Source organism: Endozoicomonas sp. G2_2, assembly GCF_017744135.1.
Taxonomy (GTDB): domain Bacteria; phylum Pseudomonadota; class Gammaproteobacteria; order Nevskiales; family Salinisphaeraceae; genus Salinisphaera.
On the sequence record NZ_JAGHQU010000007.1, the window covers coordinates 201,405 to 217,307 of the forward strand.

Here is a 15,903-nt window from a genome sequence, read left to right on the forward strand (position 1 = left end):
ACGCGCGCAGTCTAGCGCGTCAGCTCATGCCGGCGCGTGAATGCTGGTGATCAGTGCGTGGCCGTCGCCCGTGTGTCGGCACGCCCGAGCGCGTAGCTTGCGATCACGTGGATGACCAGCGCCGTGACGATGGCGTTGAGCGGTGGAATGCCCGGCAGCAGATTCGCTGCCGCGAAGCCTGCCGCCCAGGCGCCGACGGCCACCCAGTTCACCGTTTCGAACGCGGCCTGTCCGAGCGCGGCATAGCGCCCGCGCGCGACGAGGAAGTAGTCCGCGATCAGGATCGCGCCGATCGGCGGCAGCGCCGAACTCAGAAACGAAAGCCAGCCGACGAAATTGTTGTACAGCCAGAGCGCGAACACCGTGCCCACGATGCCGTTGATCAGCACGATCCAGTGCTTGGGCCAGCCGGTGATGTTGGAAAAACCCAGCGACGCGGCATAGAGCGCGTTGTCGTTGGTGGTCCAGATATTCAGCCCGAGCACGAGAACGGCCGGGATGATCAGCCCCTGCGCGAACATGACCTGCGAGATATCGGATTCGCTATAGACGAGCGCGCCGACCGCGCCGAAAGTGAACATCAGCGAGTTGCCGAGAAAGAAGGCGATCAGTGTGGTGCTCACGCCGATTGTTGGCGATTTCGCGAAGCGTACGAAGTCGGGCGTGAGCGTGGCGCCACTTATGAACGAACCGATACAGGTCGAAAGCGCGACCGCGAGCGTGAGCGAGTTTTCCGGCTGGATCGCGGCCAGCGCGGCAAGGCCGCCGGCCTCGTTGACGGCCATGCCGACCGAGAGGTTGCCGAGCACGAAGATCGCCGGCACCGCGACCAGGCTGAGCACCGCCAGTGCCTTGAAACCGAGATAGGCCGTGGCGGTCATCAGCACACCGCCGGCAATGATCAGCCAGAGCGTGTCGATCCCGGTGGCCACCTGAACCGGCAGCGCGAACATGACCACGCCGACGCCGAACCAGCCCACCTGGGTGCCGCCCAGCAGCGCCGAGGGCAGCCACGAGCCGCGGCTGCCGAAGGCATAACGGCTGATCAGATGGGTCGACAGCCCTGTGCGGCTGGCCATGAACGCAAGCAGCGCGGCATAACCGCCCAGCACGAGATTGCCGCACAGCACGACCAGGGCAAAACGCGCCAGTGAAAGCCCTTCGCCGAGCGTGCCGCCGGCCCACATGCTGGCCGAAAAGAAGGTGAATCCGAGCATCACCGCGAGCAGCGTCCAGAATCCACGGCGCGCGTTCGCCGGCACTGCCTCGAGTTCGTAGTCCGTATGCTTGTCTGTCATGCGCGTCGTCTTTTTTCGGGGCGGCTTCACAGCCCGTTGTTGAAGGCTGCGGTTGAAGCAAACCTCGTGCCATGGACCGAGACGCTGCCGCGTAGCCATGGGCGCCGTCTATTGGTATGGCATCCACACGGCTGAACGTGTCGGCGGTTGTCGCGGCAGCCATTGGCGGCCGCATGCATGGTCGCGCCATACGCCGGCCAAACCGCGGTTGCGTGCCGGCTCAATGACCCGCGATGCGATCGGTCGACGGCATGGCCTGAATATCGGCCACGGGAAAGGTCATGGTGAAACGCGAGACCGCGAACGTGGCCAGGTGGCGCTGGGAGAAGATATCCGCGAAGCCGGTCTCGGGCGGTATCGCGTGCCCGGTCAGCCGCGCCGGGCGGACCCGCCCGCGTGCCGTGATCCGGGTGCGATAGCGATAATCGCCACAGGGCTGGTCGAGCGTATGCCAGCGCGGGCGCAGCAGGCCGGTCGTGACCGGCACAGGCGGCCCGAAGGTGCGCCAGGCCAGGCGAATGGTCGCAGTGTCGCCGCGATGAATATCGACCGCGCGGGCATCGCCCTCGGCCCGGTCGCGAAAACTGGCGCGCTGCTTGGGCAGGCCCCAGTTGAATCGCCCGCCATCGACGCTTTGCTGGGTCGACACCCAGATATGCGTGACGGCGGGGCGGCTGTGCCCTTGGGCATCGGCGTAGCGCCCCGGCACGATCAGCAGTTCGCGATAGGGTCCGACGTTCGATCTGGCGTAGTCGACCAGCATGAGCGCGCCGATGCCGCCGCGCGCCCGGCCGCGAAGCGCCGGCACGGCTTCGGCGCAGGCGTTGCCGAAATCGCGAGTGCAGGCGAACAGCGCGATCAGGCCCTGGCCTTCGAGCTGCCAGGGTGGCGGGGCGATTTCGGCTTTATCTCGGCCCATGCGCGCATCCTAGAGGATGCGCCGCTGCGCGTGCATCCGTGGTGCCGGCCGTTGGAGCGGCCGCGCGGCCCGGCATTCAGCCGTCGGCGAGCGGCAGATCGGGGCGTGCGCGGTAACGATCGGCGAATTGGGCCTGCAGCGCTTCCAGCTTGGGGGCGTCCCAGGCTTGAATATAGGGATGGTCGGGATGTCGCGTGGCGAAATCCTGGTGATAGGGCTCGGCCGCGTGGAACGCGTCGCGCGTGAGGGCGTGCACCTCGGTGGTGATCGGTGCCTCGTACGCCTGCGCGGCGTCCAGCTGGGCGATATAGCGTTGCGCGGCGCGCTGCTGGGCGTCGTCGAGCGCGAAGATGGCGGAGCGATACTGGCTGCCGCGATCCGGGCCCTGGCCGCCCACTTGGGTCGGGTCGTGGGCCACCGAAAAGAAGATCTGCAGCAGATCGGTATAGCCGACCACTGACGGGTCGTATTCGATGCGCACGGCTTCGGCATGGCCGGTGCGCCCGGTGCTGGTCGCGCGGTAGCTTGCGGTGTTCGCGCTGCCGCCGGCATAGCCCGACGCGACATCGACCACGCCTTCGACATGTTCGAAAACCGCTTCCACACCCCAGAAACAGCCGCCGGCGAGTACCGCGGTCTGTGTGCCTGTCGGTTGCTGCGGGATCGGCTGCTCGGCTGCCGGTATCTCGATGGCCTCACCCGCCGCGGGTACGAGCGGCGGCCACAACAGCGCTGTGGCACAGCCGCATAGAACGAGCGCAATGGCGCCGCGGTAAACCAAGGGTGTTGTGGTCGATTTTTTCATGGCGCGCACCTCAGGCGGGGGACGACGGGGCGGCAGTCGGCACGAAGCGCAGGGCGACCGCGTTCATGCAGTAGCGCAGTCGGGTCGGCGGCGGGCCGTCGTTGAACACATGGCCGAGGTGGGCATCGCAGCGTGTGCAGGTGATCTCGGTGCGCCGCATTCCGAAGCTGCGGTCCACATGTTCGCTGACATTGTTCGCCGCGATCGGCGCCCAGAAGCTCGGCCAGCCGGTGCCGGAATGGAACTGGGTGGCCGCGTCGAACAGCGCGGTATCGCAGCAGACACAGCGATAGAGACCGGGCGTGTCCGGCTTTTCATGGTCGCCGCTGTAGGGCCGTTCGGTGCCGGCCTGGCGGGCGACGCGATAGGCGGCGGGCGAGAGTTGCCTGCGCCACGCGGCATCGGTTTTCACGATCTTGTCGAGCGTCTTTTCGCCGACGCGCTCGCCGTCGTCGCCGAAGACCACGATACGCACGCGGGCCGGGTCGGCCGCTGTCGCGCGGCGTGCGAAGGGCAGGCCGGTCATGACCACCGCAGCGCCGAGCGCGCCGGCAAGCAGCCGACGGCGGCTGTTGTCCACCGACGCGACCGCACCATTCGCGGCGTGGCTGTCGTTCGTCGTCTTCATATGCCGGCCCACCATTCATAACCGCGGTCTTCCCAGTAGCCGCCGTTGCCGCCCTGGATCGTGGCGAAGCTGTCGACCAGTTCCAGCCGCATGACGTATTTCGCCATCTTGTAGCCGAGCTGGCGTTCGGCGCGCAGGCGCAGCGGTGCGCCGTTGGCCACCGGCAGGCGGTCGTCGTTGAGGCCGTAGGCCAGCAGGGTCTGGGGGTGATAGGCCTCGACCATGTCGATGCTTTCGTAGTATTTGACCGGCCCGCCGTAGATGTTGTCCGCGCAATGAAAGACCACGAATCGGGCCGCCGACGTGGGGCGCACGCGGTCCAGCACGTCGCCGAGCACCGCCCCCGTCCATTTGGCGATGCAGCTCCAGCCCTCCACGCAATCGTGGCGGGTGATCTGCGTGCGCGCGGGCATGGCTTTCAGGTCGTCGATCGAGAGATCGGCCGGCTCGCGCACCAGCCCGTCGATACGCAAACGCCAGTCGGCAAAGTCGTTCGCGACGTGGCGCTTGTAGTCGGCGTTGCTCGGGTTGGTGCTGCCGTTGGCGCGCATCGTGGGCGCGATGTCGCGTTCGGAAAACTCGCGCGCCAGGGATTCGCGGGAAGACACCAGCCGCTGGGCGGCGCGCGTGAGCCGGTCCGTGGCGCCAAGCCACGTCTGGAACCGGTCGTTACGCGACAGGCTGTCGCAGCCCGTCAGGGCCGCGCTTGCGCCGAGCGCGCCAAGGCCGGTGATCAGGCGCCGGCGCTTCGGGTCGGGGAGGATGAGTTTCGAGTCACGCATGACGGTTGTCCTTGGCAGGCGCCGTATCGCTGCCGATGCGATAGCGCCCGGTAATCATCGAGCGCAGGTTGTTGCGCACGCCCGAGATCAGCACCAGCACGAGGTGGATCACGAAGAAGGCGACCAGCGCGAAGGCGAAGATGAAATGCAGGGTGCGAGCGCTCTGGCGGCCGCCGAACACATCGAGCAGCCAGGGCCAGGCCGCGTTCATGGTGGGCGACATGGTCAGGCCGGTGAGCACCATCAAGGGCAGCAGGCCGAACAGCACCAGCAGATACGTGAGTTTCTGCAGGCCGTTGTAGTCGGCCCCGTGATCGAACTTGAGCCGCGCGTGGTGTGCGATGGTGGCCGGCAACCCGCGCCACTGGGCGGCGGTCGGCCAGATCAGCCGGCGGCGCGTCGGGCTGATCAGCGTATAGGCGAGATACGCCAGCAGCAGGGGAGCGAAAATCCAGGCTGCGGCGAAATGCCAGTAGCGCCCCATGGCCAGCCACTGCGGGCCGGGCAGCGTTGCCCAGGAGGGAAAGGCGCGCTGGTCGAGCTCGCCGTTGTGCCGTGAAAGCCCGAGCACGCCGGTCGTGTCGATCCGGTATCCGGCGATACGCACGATCCCCATGGGCGCGCCATCGTCGCCGCGCACGGCGGTGATTTGCAGCGTCGGGGCGTCGAAGGTTGAATCGTTGCCCCAGTAGAGCGACGGGTGGGCGTTGAAGATCTGCAGCCCGCTCATCAGCAGTATCACCAGGCAGGCGAGATTCACCCAGTGCCAGACGCGCGTGAACAGGCCGTGGCGCCGAATGAGGCGGCCGCGCCGCATCGCGCTGCTGTGGGGATTGTTTGTCGGGGTGTGCATGATCGGGCCCGTTACCGAGAGGGAGGCGCCTGCCGACCCGCGGCCGACAGGCAACCGGGAGGGCGGACTACATGTCGTCTTCTTTCATGCTGTCTTCGCTCGACATGCCGGATTCGTCCGACATGCTGTCGTCGTCGCCCGCCATGGGCTCGTCACCGTCGAGCGGCGCCTGATAGGTGTCGCTTTGCTCGCCGCTGGCGCCCGGGTCCGCGGCCATGCCGTCGTGGCTCATGCTTTCGTCCGAGCCCATGTCGTCATGGGTCATGCCGCTGTCCTGCGACATCGAGCCCTCGTCGTGCGCCATGCTGTCCTCTTCCATGGCCAGGCCGGCCGCGCTCCAGACGAGGCAGCCCGAGAACAGCAGGGCGGCGAGCAGCGGATTGCGAGCGGTTCGGAATGTATTCATGCGAAATCTCCGTTGTTAGAGCAAAGGCCGGGCGGCTATTCGTATCGTTTTGCCCGGCAGACCGCGGCGATGTGTGCGGCCTGGGATCAAACTAGGCCGGTGCCACGGGCCAATCATCACGAATCGATAACGTTGCGGCGCGTTTACGCATTCGTGATGTCCCGGGCCGGCCGATAGCAGAGAATGGAGCCGACGAATACGGAGAACGGCATGGCGGAACGCATACTCTGCGTGGAGGACGACCCCGATATCGGGCGGCTGCTCGTCGCGATCCTCGGCGAGGCCGGCTACCCGGCCGACTGGGTGACCAGCGGCGAGCAGGCGCTCGAGCACTGGCGTCACGCGGCGCTCGTGGTGCTCGACCTGATGCTGCCCGGCATCGACGGGCTGAGCGTATGCCGCGAGATACGCGCCGAGGATGCCGGCATCCCGCTGATCATGCTCACCGCGCTTGCCGGTACACGGGATGTGGTGCTCGGGCTGGAGATTGGGGCCGACGACTACATCACCAAACCCTTTGATGCCGCCATTCTGCTGGCGCGCGTCCAGGCCCTGCTGCGCCGGCGCCACCGTGAGGATGCGTTGTCGGCGGATACGGCGAGCGATGCACCGATCGTGGTCGGCGGACTGAGCGTGGATATCGACAAGCACGCGGTGCATGTCGATGGTGCGCCGGTTACGTTGACGGCCAAGGAATTCGCGCTGCTGGCGCTGTTCGCACGAAATCCCGGCCATGGCTTTTCGCGCAGTGATCTGCTCGATCGCGTCTGGGGTCCGGAGTTCGACGGTTTCGACCATACCGTGAACACGCATATCAATCGGCTACGCGGCAAGATCGAGACCGACCCGGCCGAGCCGCGCTACATCCAGACCGTGTGGGGCGTGGGGTATCGCTTCGTGGACCCGCGCGCTATGCCGGGCGACGCATGAGACGCGCCTGGCAACGCATCGCGAACATATCGCGCAGCCTCTACGCGCGTATCGTCTTCGTCTATCTCGCCGGGCTGTTGCTGCTGGCGGTGGCCGCAGCGTGGGTGGCGGTCAGCCAGTTCGAGCAGTTGGGCCGCGAGTGGCAGCAGCGCACCCAGATCGACCTCGCCGACAACCTGGTGCAGGTCATGCAGGGCCCGCTGCGCGCGGGTGCGAACTCGCCCGCGGCTCGCGACGCCGCGGATCGTATCCTGTCGATCAATCCGGCGGTCTCGCTCTATGTGCTCGACGCCGACGGCCGAGTGGCCGGCAACTATGCCGAAGGCGGTTGCAGCGACGACGCGCGGGTCTCCGTGGCCGCGCTCGAGGACCTGCTCGCCGAGGAGCCCATGCTGCCGGTCGTGGTGGATGCGCCGTGCTCGCACCGGGCCAGCGTGTTCTCGGTGGCGCCGGTACGTTTCGGGCCGGGCGATCAGCGGGGTTATCTGCTGGCCGTGCTCGATGCCGGCGCGCGCATGTCGATGTTTGCCATGCTGCGCACAAGCAGCATCACGCGCACGCTGCTGATCGCGGGTAGCCTCGCGGTTGCGCTGGCCGGGGTGCTCGGCTTGTTGCTGTTCGCGCTGCTCACGCGTCGGTTCAAGCGGCTGACCGCCGCAGTGGAACGATTCGCGGTCGGCGATTACGGCCAGCGCATCGAACCCGGCCGCGCCGACGAGATCGGGCACCTGTCCCGCGCCTTCAACGACATGGCCGCGACCATTGAGGCCCAGCTCGATGCACTGCGCGAGAACGATCGCCAGCGGCGCGAACTGGTGGCCAATCTGTCGCATGATTTTCGTACCCCGCTGACTTCGCTGCGCGGCTACGCCGAGCAGTTGCGCAAGGCCGAGCATCTGCCGGCCGAAACCCGCGACGCCCATCTGGCCGCCATACTGGCGAATGCCGATCGGCTTACGCGGCTGGCGCGGCAGCTGTCGACGCTGGCGCGTGTCGACGCCTTCGAAAAACCGCTGTGGGTGGACGCGTTTTCGCTCGCCGAGCTCATCCACGACATCGCCGGCAAGTTTCGCGCCCAGGCCCAGGAGGCGGGCCTGGACCTGACGGTCGATTGCGCGCCGACGCTGCCGCCCGTCGCGGCCGATCTCGCGCTCATCGACCGCGTTCTGGCCAACCTCATCGACAACGCCATCGCCGCCACGCCGCCGGGCGGCGCGGTCACGGTGAGCGCGCGCGTGGTCGATGCACGGGTCGAGGTGCGGATCGTGGACAGCGGGGTGGGCCTGTCGGCCGACGAGCTTGCCCTGGTCACGCAGCGCTTCTACCGCACGCCGGCATCGCGTCAGCGTGGCGAAGGCTCGGGGTTGGGGCTGTCGATCGTCGAGGAGATCTGCGCGCGCCACGGCACGCGTCTGCGCCTGCGCAGCGTGCCGGGCGAAGGCACACACGCGGCTTTCGAACTGCCGGTCGCGTGACCGAAACGTGAGGACTGGCGTGCCCGGGGCGCGCCAGACTCGCAGGCACTGGCCGTTCGGCCGCCACTCGACGGAGTGCCCCCATGATCTGTTTACGGTTGTTTTGTCGTGCCGCGGGACGGGTCGTGCTGTGCGTGCTGCTTGCCGCATCGGCACAGGCTGCACCGCGCCCGGTGGTACTGGAATTGTTCACCTCCAACAGCTGCTCCAGCTGCCCGCCGGCCTACGCGCTGCTGCGCGAATTCGACGCCCGGTCGCCGGTCGACGATGTGCGTCTGATCCTGCTCAGCCAGCATGTCGACTACTGGAATCGGCTCGGCTGGGTCGATCGCTATTCCAGCGCGGATTTCACCGCCCGCCAGCGCAGCTATGCGCGTGAGGTGTTCGGCAGCGGGCGGGTGTATACGCCGCAGCTGGTGGTCAACGGACGCCGGGAGATGGTGGCGAGCCGCCGCAGCGAGGTGCACGCGGCGATTGCGCGCGCCGCGCACGACCTGCGTCTGAACGTGACGCTCACGGCGCGCGCCTCGGAGGGGGCCGGCGTGAACCTGGTTGCCGATATCGCCGCCCAGGCGCAGGACGCGCCGGCAAGCGTGTGGTTCGCGTTGATTCAGGACGATGTCGTCTCCCGTGTCGAAGCCGGCGAGAACGGCGGTCGCACGCTGGTGGAGAACGGCGTCGTCCGCCAGCTGCGCCGCGTCGGGCGCCTGTCCGCAGATGCTGTGGCAAAGCCGCAGCGCTTCAGCGCGCAGTTGTCGCGTCCGCACGGCGCCGATATGCAGGATCTGTCTGCGGCGGTTTTTGTACAGCGCGATGACGACCGTCGGATTATCGGCGCTGCAGAGGTATCGCTCGACGCACGCACCGCAGCGCGCTGAATCGGCAGCGCGCCGCCGCCGTGCGTTGCGTGCCAATAAAAAAGGCAGCCCGAAGGCTGCCTTTGTGGTGTCGACGACTGTGTCGACCCCGACCGATTACATGTCGGTGTCGTCGTCCATTTCGTCATGGTCCATGTCGTCGCTGGACATCGAGCCTTCGCTGTCCATCTCGGTGTCGCCCGACATGCTGCTGTGGCCGGCTTCGCTGGACTGGTTGTAGTCCTCGCTATCCATATTGCCTTCCGCGCTGCCGTCGGAGCTGCCGTACTCGTCGTTCGCAGCGCCGCTTTCGTTGGTCATGGCATTGTCGTCCGACTGCATGGTGTCGCCGGACATGTCGCTTTCGGTCGACATGCTGCTTTCCCCGGACATGCTCTGGTCGCTGGCGCTGTTCTCCGCGAAGGCGGCCGGGCTCAGGGTGAGCACGCCGGCGCAGACGAGCGAGGCGAGCAGGGACGAGGTGAAACGCTTGTTGGAACGCATATGCAACTCCTTGTGCACGTTGCATCGGGCGAATGTGGTGACCCGATGCGCTGGTAACATTCGTACGGACCGATGACTGAACCGCAGCTTTACGGTATGCCGTGGCCCGACGACGCTGCCCTGATCATAGGCAGCCATCGGCTCGCTACGGTATCCGTGGATACCCGGATTCGCCGTGCGGCACGTCTCGTGCGGGGGCGGCGCAGACGATGGTTGTCATATCAAGGTGTTGGGCGGGTCGAGCCTGAACAATCGGTATTTTGTCGGCAAGGCGTAGCGATAGGTTGAATAAATGGGCATGAACGGGATCAAGGCGTTTTCGATTGTCGCGCTGGTGCTGGCGAGCATGGCGACGCCGCTTTCGGCCCGGGCCGCTGGCGATCGTGTCGTCGTGTTTGCCGCCGCGAGTCTCAAGAACGCCATGGACGATGTCGCGGCCGCCTACGAGCGCGTGCACGATGCCGACCTGCGAGTCAGCTATGCCGGCAGCTCGACGCTGGCCCGACAGATCGAGCAGGGCGCGCCGGCCGCGGTCTATGTGTCCGCCAACGAGGCCTGGATGGACCGGCTGGAAAACAAGGGCCGGATCGCCGCCGCCAGCCGTATCGATCTGCTGCGCAACGAACTCGTACTCGTTGCGCCTGCATCAAGCGATGTGCGCGCGACGCTCGACGCGTCGGCGGATTTGCGTTCGCTGCTCGGCGCGGGCGGCTATCTCGCCATGGCCAATACCGACGCGGTACCGGCCGGCATTTATGGCCGCCAGGCGCTGCAGCATCTGGGGTTGTGGGATGGCCTTCAGGGGCGCATCGCACAGGCAGAAGACGTGCGCGCCGCGCTGGCGCTTGTCGCCCGCGGCGAGACGCCGCTGGGTATCGTCTATTCCAGCGATGCGGTTGCCCAGGCGGATGTGCGCGTGGTCGATACGTTCGCCAGCGACAGCCACGACGCCATCGTCTACCCCGCGGCGGTCACGGCGGACGCCGACACGCCGGCGGCGCGGGATTTTCTCGCCTTTCTGCAGGGCGAGCAGGCGCGCACGCTGTTTCGCAAATGGGGCTTCGGCGTCGCCGATGGCGAATAAATGCTGAGCTCGGCCCAGGCGGAAGTGCTGTCGCTGAGCTTGTGGGTGGCGACCACGGCCGTGCTGGCCAGCCTGCTGCCCGCGCTGGCGGTCGCCTGGTTTCTGGCCCGATCACGCTGGCGAGGCAAGATGCTGGTCGACGCGCTCGTGCATCTGCCGCTGGTGCTGCCGCCGGTCGTCACCGGCTATCTGCTGCTCGTGGGGCTCGGACGCAACAGCCTCGTCGGCAGCTGGCTCGCCGAGACGTTCGGACTGGTATTCGCGTTTCAGTGGACCGGCGCGGCGCTCGCCGGCGCGATCATGGGTTTTCCGCTGCTGGTCCGCCCGATCCGTCTGTCGCTGGAGGCCATCGATACGCGCGTGGAGGCCGCAGCCGCCACGCTGGGTGCGTCGCCGGTCTGGGTCGTTCTGACCGTGACCGTGCCGCTGGCGCTGCCGGGCGTGATCGCGGGCATGGTGCTCGCTTTCGCCCGTGCGCTGGGTGAGTTCGGCGCGACGATCACCTTCGCTTCCAACATCCCCGGCGAGACGCGCACGTTGCCGATCGCGATCTATACCTTCATCCAGGTGCCGGGCGGCGAGAACGAGGCCCTGCAGCTGATCCTGATTTCGATCGCGGTATCGCTGTCGGCGCTGATCGTGTCGGAACTGATCGCGCGCCGCGTCAAGCGTCTGCAGGCGCCGCTGTAATGCTCTCGGTCGACGTCACGCACCGTATCGGTGATTTCTCGCTGGACTGTCGTTTTTGCAGCGACGAACGCGTGACCGGCCTATTCGGCCCGTCGGGCGCCGGCAAGAGTACCCTGCTGCGCATCATGGCGGGGTTGATCCGGCCCGAGCGCGGTCGTGTCGAAATCGCGGGGCGCTGCGTGTTCGACAGCGCGAACGCCATTCACGTGCCGGCGCACCGTCGACGTATCGGCTACGTGTTTCAGCAGGCGCGTCTGTTCACGCACATGAACGCGCGCCACAACCTGCGTTACGGCGCCTGGTTCGCGCGCGGCAAGCTGGATGCAGCGCGTTTCGATCAGGTGGTCGACATGCTCGATATCGGGCCGCTGCTCGACCGTCGTGTGGCCGGCTTGTCCGGCGGTGAACAGCAGCGTATCGCCATCGGCCGGGCGCTGTTGTCGAATCCCGCGATGCTGCTGCTCGACGAGCCGCTGGCCTCGCTCGACGCGGCGCGCAAGGAGGAAGTGCTGCCGTACGTGGAGCGCCTCAGCGTGGAAACCCAGCTGCCGATCGTGTTCGTCAGTCATCAGCTGGACGAGCTGTTGCGGCTGGCCAATCGACAGGTCGTGGCGGTTCGCGACGGTCGGGTGGCCTACAGCGGGCCCACCGCGGAATTCCTGGCCCGGCCGGACCTGCTCGGCGCCGATCAGGCTCGCGACGCCGGCGCGCTGCTCCGGGTTCGGGTGCGCGCCCATCAGCCGGCCGACGGTCTGTCGGAACTCGATTGCGGCGGCCAGTCGCTGTTCGTCCCAAGGGTCGATCAGGCGCCGGGCCGCGCGGTTACCGTTCATGTGCGGGCCCGCGACGTGATGCTCGCGCGCGAGCGCCCGCAGGCGATCAGCGCTTTGAATATTCTCTCCGGCACCGTCGAAAGTCTCGCGGCCGATGGCGACTACGCGGTGAACGTGCTCATCGACGTGGGCGATCAACGCCTGGAAGCGCGGGTGACTCGACGCTCGGCACAGCATCTGGGGCTGGCGGCCGGCCAGCCGATCCATGCCGTGATCAAGAGCCTGGCGCTCGCCGAGCAGGCCTGGGAGCGGCTGGGCGGTCTCTAGCCTGCGGGGGCAAACACGCTTTCTGCTAGATTCGAAGCGCACGTCCTCTCACGGAGAAAACGATAATCAGAGCCGTTGCTGACAATGGGTGCGACGATGCTGGCGCTGGCGGCGAGCGGGCCGGTTCTGGCGCAGCAATCGGGAACCCTGGATGCGAAGTCGGCCGATGCGACGAAGGCCTCGGAGTTGCCGCTGGACAAGGTCTGTCTGTAGCGCAGCAACATCTACAGCGCGGGCGCAGTCGGGACGATGAACGAAAAGCCCTATGTCTGCAAAATGGACAAGAACAGCGGCCCGGGCACGCTGAGCTGGGTGCCAATGAAATCCAAGCCTGACCGGCGCGACGAGGTAGGGCAGGCCGGACGCGACGACGCGTCCGGCTTGTTTCGTTCTAGCCGGTCGTTCTATCCTGCGTGGCCGGCAAAGCGTTCGTGAATTTCGAGCACGTGGACAATGCTCGGCAGTAGGGCGGCCAGTGTTTCCTGCGCTCCCGATCGGCTGCCCGGAAACGTCAGTACCAGCGAGTTGTGGGCGAAACCGGCCACCCCGCGCGACAACACGGCATAGGGCGTACGCCGCTGGCCGAAGGCGCGGGCGGCCTCCATCAGGCCGGGCATGGGCGTGGTGAGCATCGGCTCGACGGTTTCGATCACGCGATCCTTCGGCCCGATACCGGTGCCGCCGACGGTGATGATCAGCTGCGTGCCGGCAGCCAGGGCGGTCTGCATGGCCTCGCGCACCCGCGACGGGCTGTCGGGCAAAATCTGATAGTCCAGCGGCGTGAAGCCGGCCTTTTCCAGGCCGTCGACCACCTGGCGCGCGGCCGTGTCGGGCTTTTGGCCGTCGGCCACAGGGTCAGACACCATCAGCACGGTCGCCGACAGCGGCTGCTTGAGCGTGCGCTTGAAGTGGCTCTTGCCGCCGGTCTTGTCGAGCAACCGGGTCTCGCCGATCGCCAGTTCCTCGGGTTCGGCATAGGGCTTGAGCATGTCGTACAGCGTAAGCGCGGCCATGCTGGCGGCGGTCAGCGCTTCCATTTCCACGCCGGTCGGGCCGATCGTGTGTACTTCGGCCTCGATGACTACCCGGTCGGGCGCGACCGTGAAATGCACCTCGGCCGCGTGAATGGGCAGCGGGTGGCACAGCGGCAGCAGTTCGTCGGTGCGCTTGGCCGCGAGAATGCCGGCAATGCGCGCCGAGGCCTGCGGGTCGCCTTTTTCGGTATCGCGGTCAGCGATGCGCTGCAGGCAGTGGCCGGGCGCATAAAAGCTCGCCGTGGCGGTTGCCGAACGCAGCGTTTCGGGTTTCATGCCGACGTCTTTCATGAGGATTTCCTTCTATGGCCCGTCTATGGCTTGCGCGGACGCTCGGGCTGGACGACTTCCGTGCCTTCCAGATAGGCGCTGCTGCCGTCGGCGTAGTGTTCGTTCTTCCACACTGCGACCCGCGCCTTGAGCTCTTCCAGGGCATGACGCGCGGCCTCGAACGCCGCATCGCGATGCACGGCGCGCACCACGATATAGACGCTCACCGCGCCCAGGCCGAGCCGGCCGGTACGGTGCTGGATACGGCAGGCCGAAACATCGAAGCGTTCGATCGTCTCGGTCTCGATGTCGGCCATGGTCGCCGCCGCCAGCGGCCCGTAGGCGGAATAGTCCATGGATGCGACTTCGCGCCCTTGATTGGCCAGGCGCACGGTGCCGCCGAAGACCACGAGCGCGCCGCATGTCTCGTCCTCGGTTTCTGCCATCAGCGCGTCCAGATCGAGCGGGGCGTCGGTGAGATGCCGCGTGTTGCCGTCCGGCTGGCCGCCGGATACCGGCGGAATCAGTGCGATACGGTCGTTCGCCACCAGCGTGTCGCTGGCCGCGAGCAGCGCATCGCCGCGCGCGCAGGCGGTCCGTGAAAGCAGATCCGCCGCGGCCGGATACTGGCGCTGCGCGCAGACGATAAGTTCGGCCGGGGTGTGTGGCGCATCGACGTCGACAGGCACGGTGTCGGCCTGCATTAGTCGCTCGAGTTCGCCGAAGCATTCGACGATGACGCGGATCGTGTCGCTCATGGAATCACCAGGCCGGACGAGGGAATGGGCCGCGGTGGGCCAGCTTACCTGCGGGTCACCGGCGCGTGAACAGTATGCGGATACCGGATCAGCGTGCGTTGTCTTGTACGGCGACCGGGCGCGGCTCGAAACACCAGGCAATGAGGGCCAGCACCTCGAGCAGGCCCGCCACAGCCATCGTGCCACGCCAGCCGGCCATCTCGAACGCCACGCCGGCGATCAGCGAACCCGCCGCGCCACCGAGAAAGAAGCAGCCCATATAGGCGGTGGTGATACGGCTGCGTGCTTCCGGACGCAGCGTGTAGATCGTGCTCTGGTTGAGGATCTGTACACCCTGCACGCCAAGATCCATGAGTAGAATGCCGATCACGATGGCGGTGAGCTGATGCGGCAACACACCCATGAGAGCGAACGACGTCAGCGCCACGAGCATGAAGCCGGCCGTGGCGATACGACCATGCCCGCGGTCGTGCAGGTTGCCGGCCAAGGATGCGCCCAGCGCGCCGGCAGCACCGAGCAGGCTGAACAGGCCGATCGCCGTTTCGCTGTACCCATAGGGCGCCGGTGCGAGCAGAAAGGGCAGCGTGGTCCACATGATGGTAAAGGCCGCGAAACCGAGCGAGCCGTAGACGATGCGCTGGCGCAGCTGCGGTTCCTCGACGAGCAGCGCGCCGACCGAACGCAGCACCTGGCCATAGCGCAGCGCCCCGGCCGTGCTCGCCGTATCGGGCAGCACGCGGTGCAGCAGCGCGGCCTGGCCGAACATGACGATGGCGGCACTGCCGAATACCGCGCGCCAGCCGGCGATGTCCGCGATGAGGCCGGAAAAGGCGCGCGCGAGCAGAATGCCGATCAACAGGCCGCTCATCACCCGGCCGACGACCGCGCCGCGCGCGTTCGGTGCGGCTAGATGGGCGGCCATGGGCACGAGGATCTGTGCCGCCGTGGCGGTCACGCCGATCAGAAAGCTGGCGAGAATGAAGTCGCCGAAGCCCGGTGCGAATGCGGCAGCGGCGAGCGATAGCGTCGAGCCGAGACAAAGCAGCGGCACGAGCCGCCGGCGGTTGAAGAAGTCCCCCAGCGGCACGAGCAGCACCAGACCGGCGGCGTAGCCCAGCTGGGTGACGGTCACGATGCTGGCCGCCGCGGTGCTGGACACGCCCAGCGTGCGCGAGAGCAGATCGAGCAGCGGCTGCGCGTAGTACAGTCCGCCCACCGACAGCCCGCAGGCCAGTGCCATGAGCCAGACCAGCGGCGTGCTGGGGGTGAGTTCGGTTGATTCGCTAGCGTTCACGGATATCCGGTGATCGGGCATCGAGGCGCGCGATTGTACCGCTGTATGCTGCAATGATGTCCATGGGCCGGGCATCGGTTTTGCCGGCCAAAAAAATGGTTCTTCGCAGATAAGCGTGAAAGGCGGCGGTGACCGCATGGCTTAAGCTTGGATTGCTACCACGCATTCCAGGCAACCAAGAAAGGCCACCGCCATGCCCGAGGCTAATCTGCTTTC

19 protein-coding genes are annotated in these 15,903 nt (G+C 66.9%); 7 read left to right on the forward strand and 12 right to left on the reverse strand.

The window, feature by feature from the left end:
• Positions 1-50 precede the first annotated feature (50 nt).
• The 7 genes from codB to J7355_RS10665 all read right to left on the reverse strand — a co-directional run bounded on the left by codB (position 51) and on the right by J7355_RS10665 (position 5,691).
• Complete coding sequence (gene codB / locus J7355_RS10635) at positions 51-1,298, reverse strand: cytosine permease (RefSeq protein WP_209062471.1); 1,248 nt, start codon at positions 1,296-1,298, stop codon at positions 51-53.
• A gap of 220 nt (positions 1,299-1,518) precedes the next feature.
• A complete protein-coding gene (locus J7355_RS10640) occupies positions 1,519-2,217 on the reverse strand; it encodes an acetoacetate decarboxylase family protein (protein ID WP_209062473.1) in 699 nt (232 codons plus the stop codon).
• 76 nt (positions 2,218-2,293) lie between these two features.
• Positions 2,294-3,022 (reverse strand): peptide-methionine (S)-S-oxide reductase MsrA, encoded by a 729-nt coding sequence (msrA, locus tag J7355_RS10645; protein WP_209062476.1) that lies wholly within the window; start codon positions 3,020-3,022, stop codon positions 2,294-2,296.
• 10 nt (positions 3,023-3,032) lie between these two features.
• Entirely contained in the window at positions 3,033-3,488 is a 456-nt protein-coding gene (gene msrB, locus J7355_RS10650) for a peptide-methionine (R)-S-oxide reductase MsrB (protein ID WP_348523025.1), read from the reverse strand.
• Positions 3,489-3,646: 158 nt separating this feature from the next.
• A complete protein-coding gene (locus tag J7355_RS10655) occupies positions 3,647-4,432 on the reverse strand; it encodes a molybdopterin-binding protein (protein WP_209062479.1) in 786 nt (261 codons plus the stop codon).
• Entirely contained in the window at positions 4,425-5,285 is an 861-nt protein-coding gene (locus J7355_RS10660; RefSeq protein ID WP_247739912.1) for a cytochrome b/b6 domain-containing protein, read from the reverse strand. The genes J7355_RS10655 and J7355_RS10660 overlap by 8 nt, the downstream gene beginning before the upstream one ends.
• A gap of 67 nt (positions 5,286-5,352) precedes the next feature.
• On the reverse strand, positions 5,353-5,691 hold the full coding sequence (locus J7355_RS10665) for a hypothetical protein (protein WP_209062480.1): 339 nt from the start codon (positions 5,689-5,691) through the stop codon (positions 5,353-5,355).
• 210 nt (positions 5,692-5,901) lie between these two features.
• On the opposite strand from J7355_RS10665, the gene J7355_RS10670 reads away from it, so the two are divergent.
• The 3 genes from J7355_RS10670 (at position 5,902) to J7355_RS10680 (ending at position 8,974) form a co-directional block, all read left to right on the forward strand.
• The gene (locus J7355_RS10670; RefSeq protein ID WP_209062483.1) at positions 5,902-6,621 is read left to right on the forward strand and encodes a response regulator transcription factor; all 720 of its coding nucleotides are present in this window, start codon (positions 5,902-5,904) and stop codon (positions 6,619-6,621) included.
• A complete protein-coding gene (locus tag J7355_RS10675) occupies positions 6,618-8,096 on the forward strand; it encodes a HAMP domain-containing sensor histidine kinase (RefSeq protein WP_209062486.1) in 1,479 nt (492 codons plus the stop codon). The genes J7355_RS10670 and J7355_RS10675 overlap by 4 nt, the downstream gene beginning before the upstream one ends.
• Positions 8,097-8,179: 83 nt before the next feature.
• Positions 8,180-8,974: a DUF1223 domain-containing protein gene (locus tag J7355_RS10680; RefSeq protein ID WP_209062488.1), complete on the forward strand. Its 795-nt coding sequence runs from the start codon at positions 8,180-8,182 to the stop codon at positions 8,972-8,974.
• 96 nt (positions 8,975-9,070) lie between these two features.
• On the opposite strand, the gene J7355_RS10685 is transcribed toward J7355_RS10680, so the two are convergent.
• On the reverse strand, positions 9,071-9,457 hold the full coding sequence (locus J7355_RS10685) for a hypothetical protein (protein WP_209062491.1): 387 nt from the start codon (positions 9,455-9,457) through the stop codon (positions 9,071-9,073).
• 298 nt (positions 9,458-9,755) lie between these two features.
• Here J7355_RS10685 and modA point away from each other — a divergent pair, with 298 nt between their 5' ends.
• The 4 genes from modA to J7355_RS17885 all read left to right on the forward strand — a co-directional run bounded on the left by modA (position 9,756) and on the right by J7355_RS17885 (position 12,544).
• Positions 9,756-10,541, forward strand: coding sequence for a molybdate ABC transporter substrate-binding protein (gene modA / locus J7355_RS10690; protein WP_209062493.1), 786 nt, complete (start codon positions 9,756-9,758; stop codon positions 10,539-10,541).
• Positions 10,542-11,231, forward strand: coding sequence for a molybdate ABC transporter permease subunit (gene modB, locus J7355_RS10695; protein WP_209062496.1), 690 nt, complete (start codon positions 10,542-10,544; stop codon positions 11,229-11,231).
• The gene (gene modC, locus J7355_RS10700) at positions 11,231-12,331 is read left to right on the forward strand and encodes a molybdenum ABC transporter ATP-binding protein (RefSeq protein ID WP_209062499.1); all 1,101 of its coding nucleotides are present in this window, start codon (positions 11,231-11,233) and stop codon (positions 12,329-12,331) included. The genes modB and modC overlap by 1 nt, the downstream gene beginning before the upstream one ends.
• An 84-nt stretch (positions 12,332-12,415) precedes the next feature.
• Positions 12,416-12,544 (forward strand): hypothetical protein, encoded by a 129-nt coding sequence (locus J7355_RS17885; protein WP_280637602.1) that lies wholly within the window; start codon positions 12,416-12,418, stop codon positions 12,542-12,544.
• Positions 12,545-12,735: 191 nt separating this feature from the next.
• On the opposite strand, the gene moaCB is transcribed toward J7355_RS17885, so the two are convergent.
• The 4 genes from moaCB to J7355_RS10720 form a co-directional block, all read right to left on the reverse strand.
• Positions 12,736-13,656, reverse strand: a complete 921-nt coding sequence (gene moaCB, locus J7355_RS10705; RefSeq protein ID WP_209062501.1) for a bifunctional molybdenum cofactor biosynthesis protein MoaC/MoaB — start codon at positions 13,654-13,656, stop codon at positions 12,736-12,738.
• Positions 13,657-13,679: 23 nt separating this feature from the next.
• A complete protein-coding gene (locus tag J7355_RS10710; RefSeq protein ID WP_209062504.1) occupies positions 13,680-14,393 on the reverse strand; it encodes a molybdenum cofactor biosynthesis protein MoaE in 714 nt (237 codons plus the stop codon).
• 88 nt (positions 14,394-14,481) lie between these two features.
• Entirely contained in the window at positions 14,482-15,687 is a 1,206-nt protein-coding gene (locus J7355_RS10715; protein ID WP_209062507.1) for an MFS transporter, read from the reverse strand.
• On the reverse strand, positions 15,677-15,903 hold a 227-nt coding region (locus tag J7355_RS10720), incomplete at its 5' end, for a hypothetical protein (RefSeq protein WP_209062511.1). The genes J7355_RS10715 and J7355_RS10720, both read right to left, overlap by 11 nt.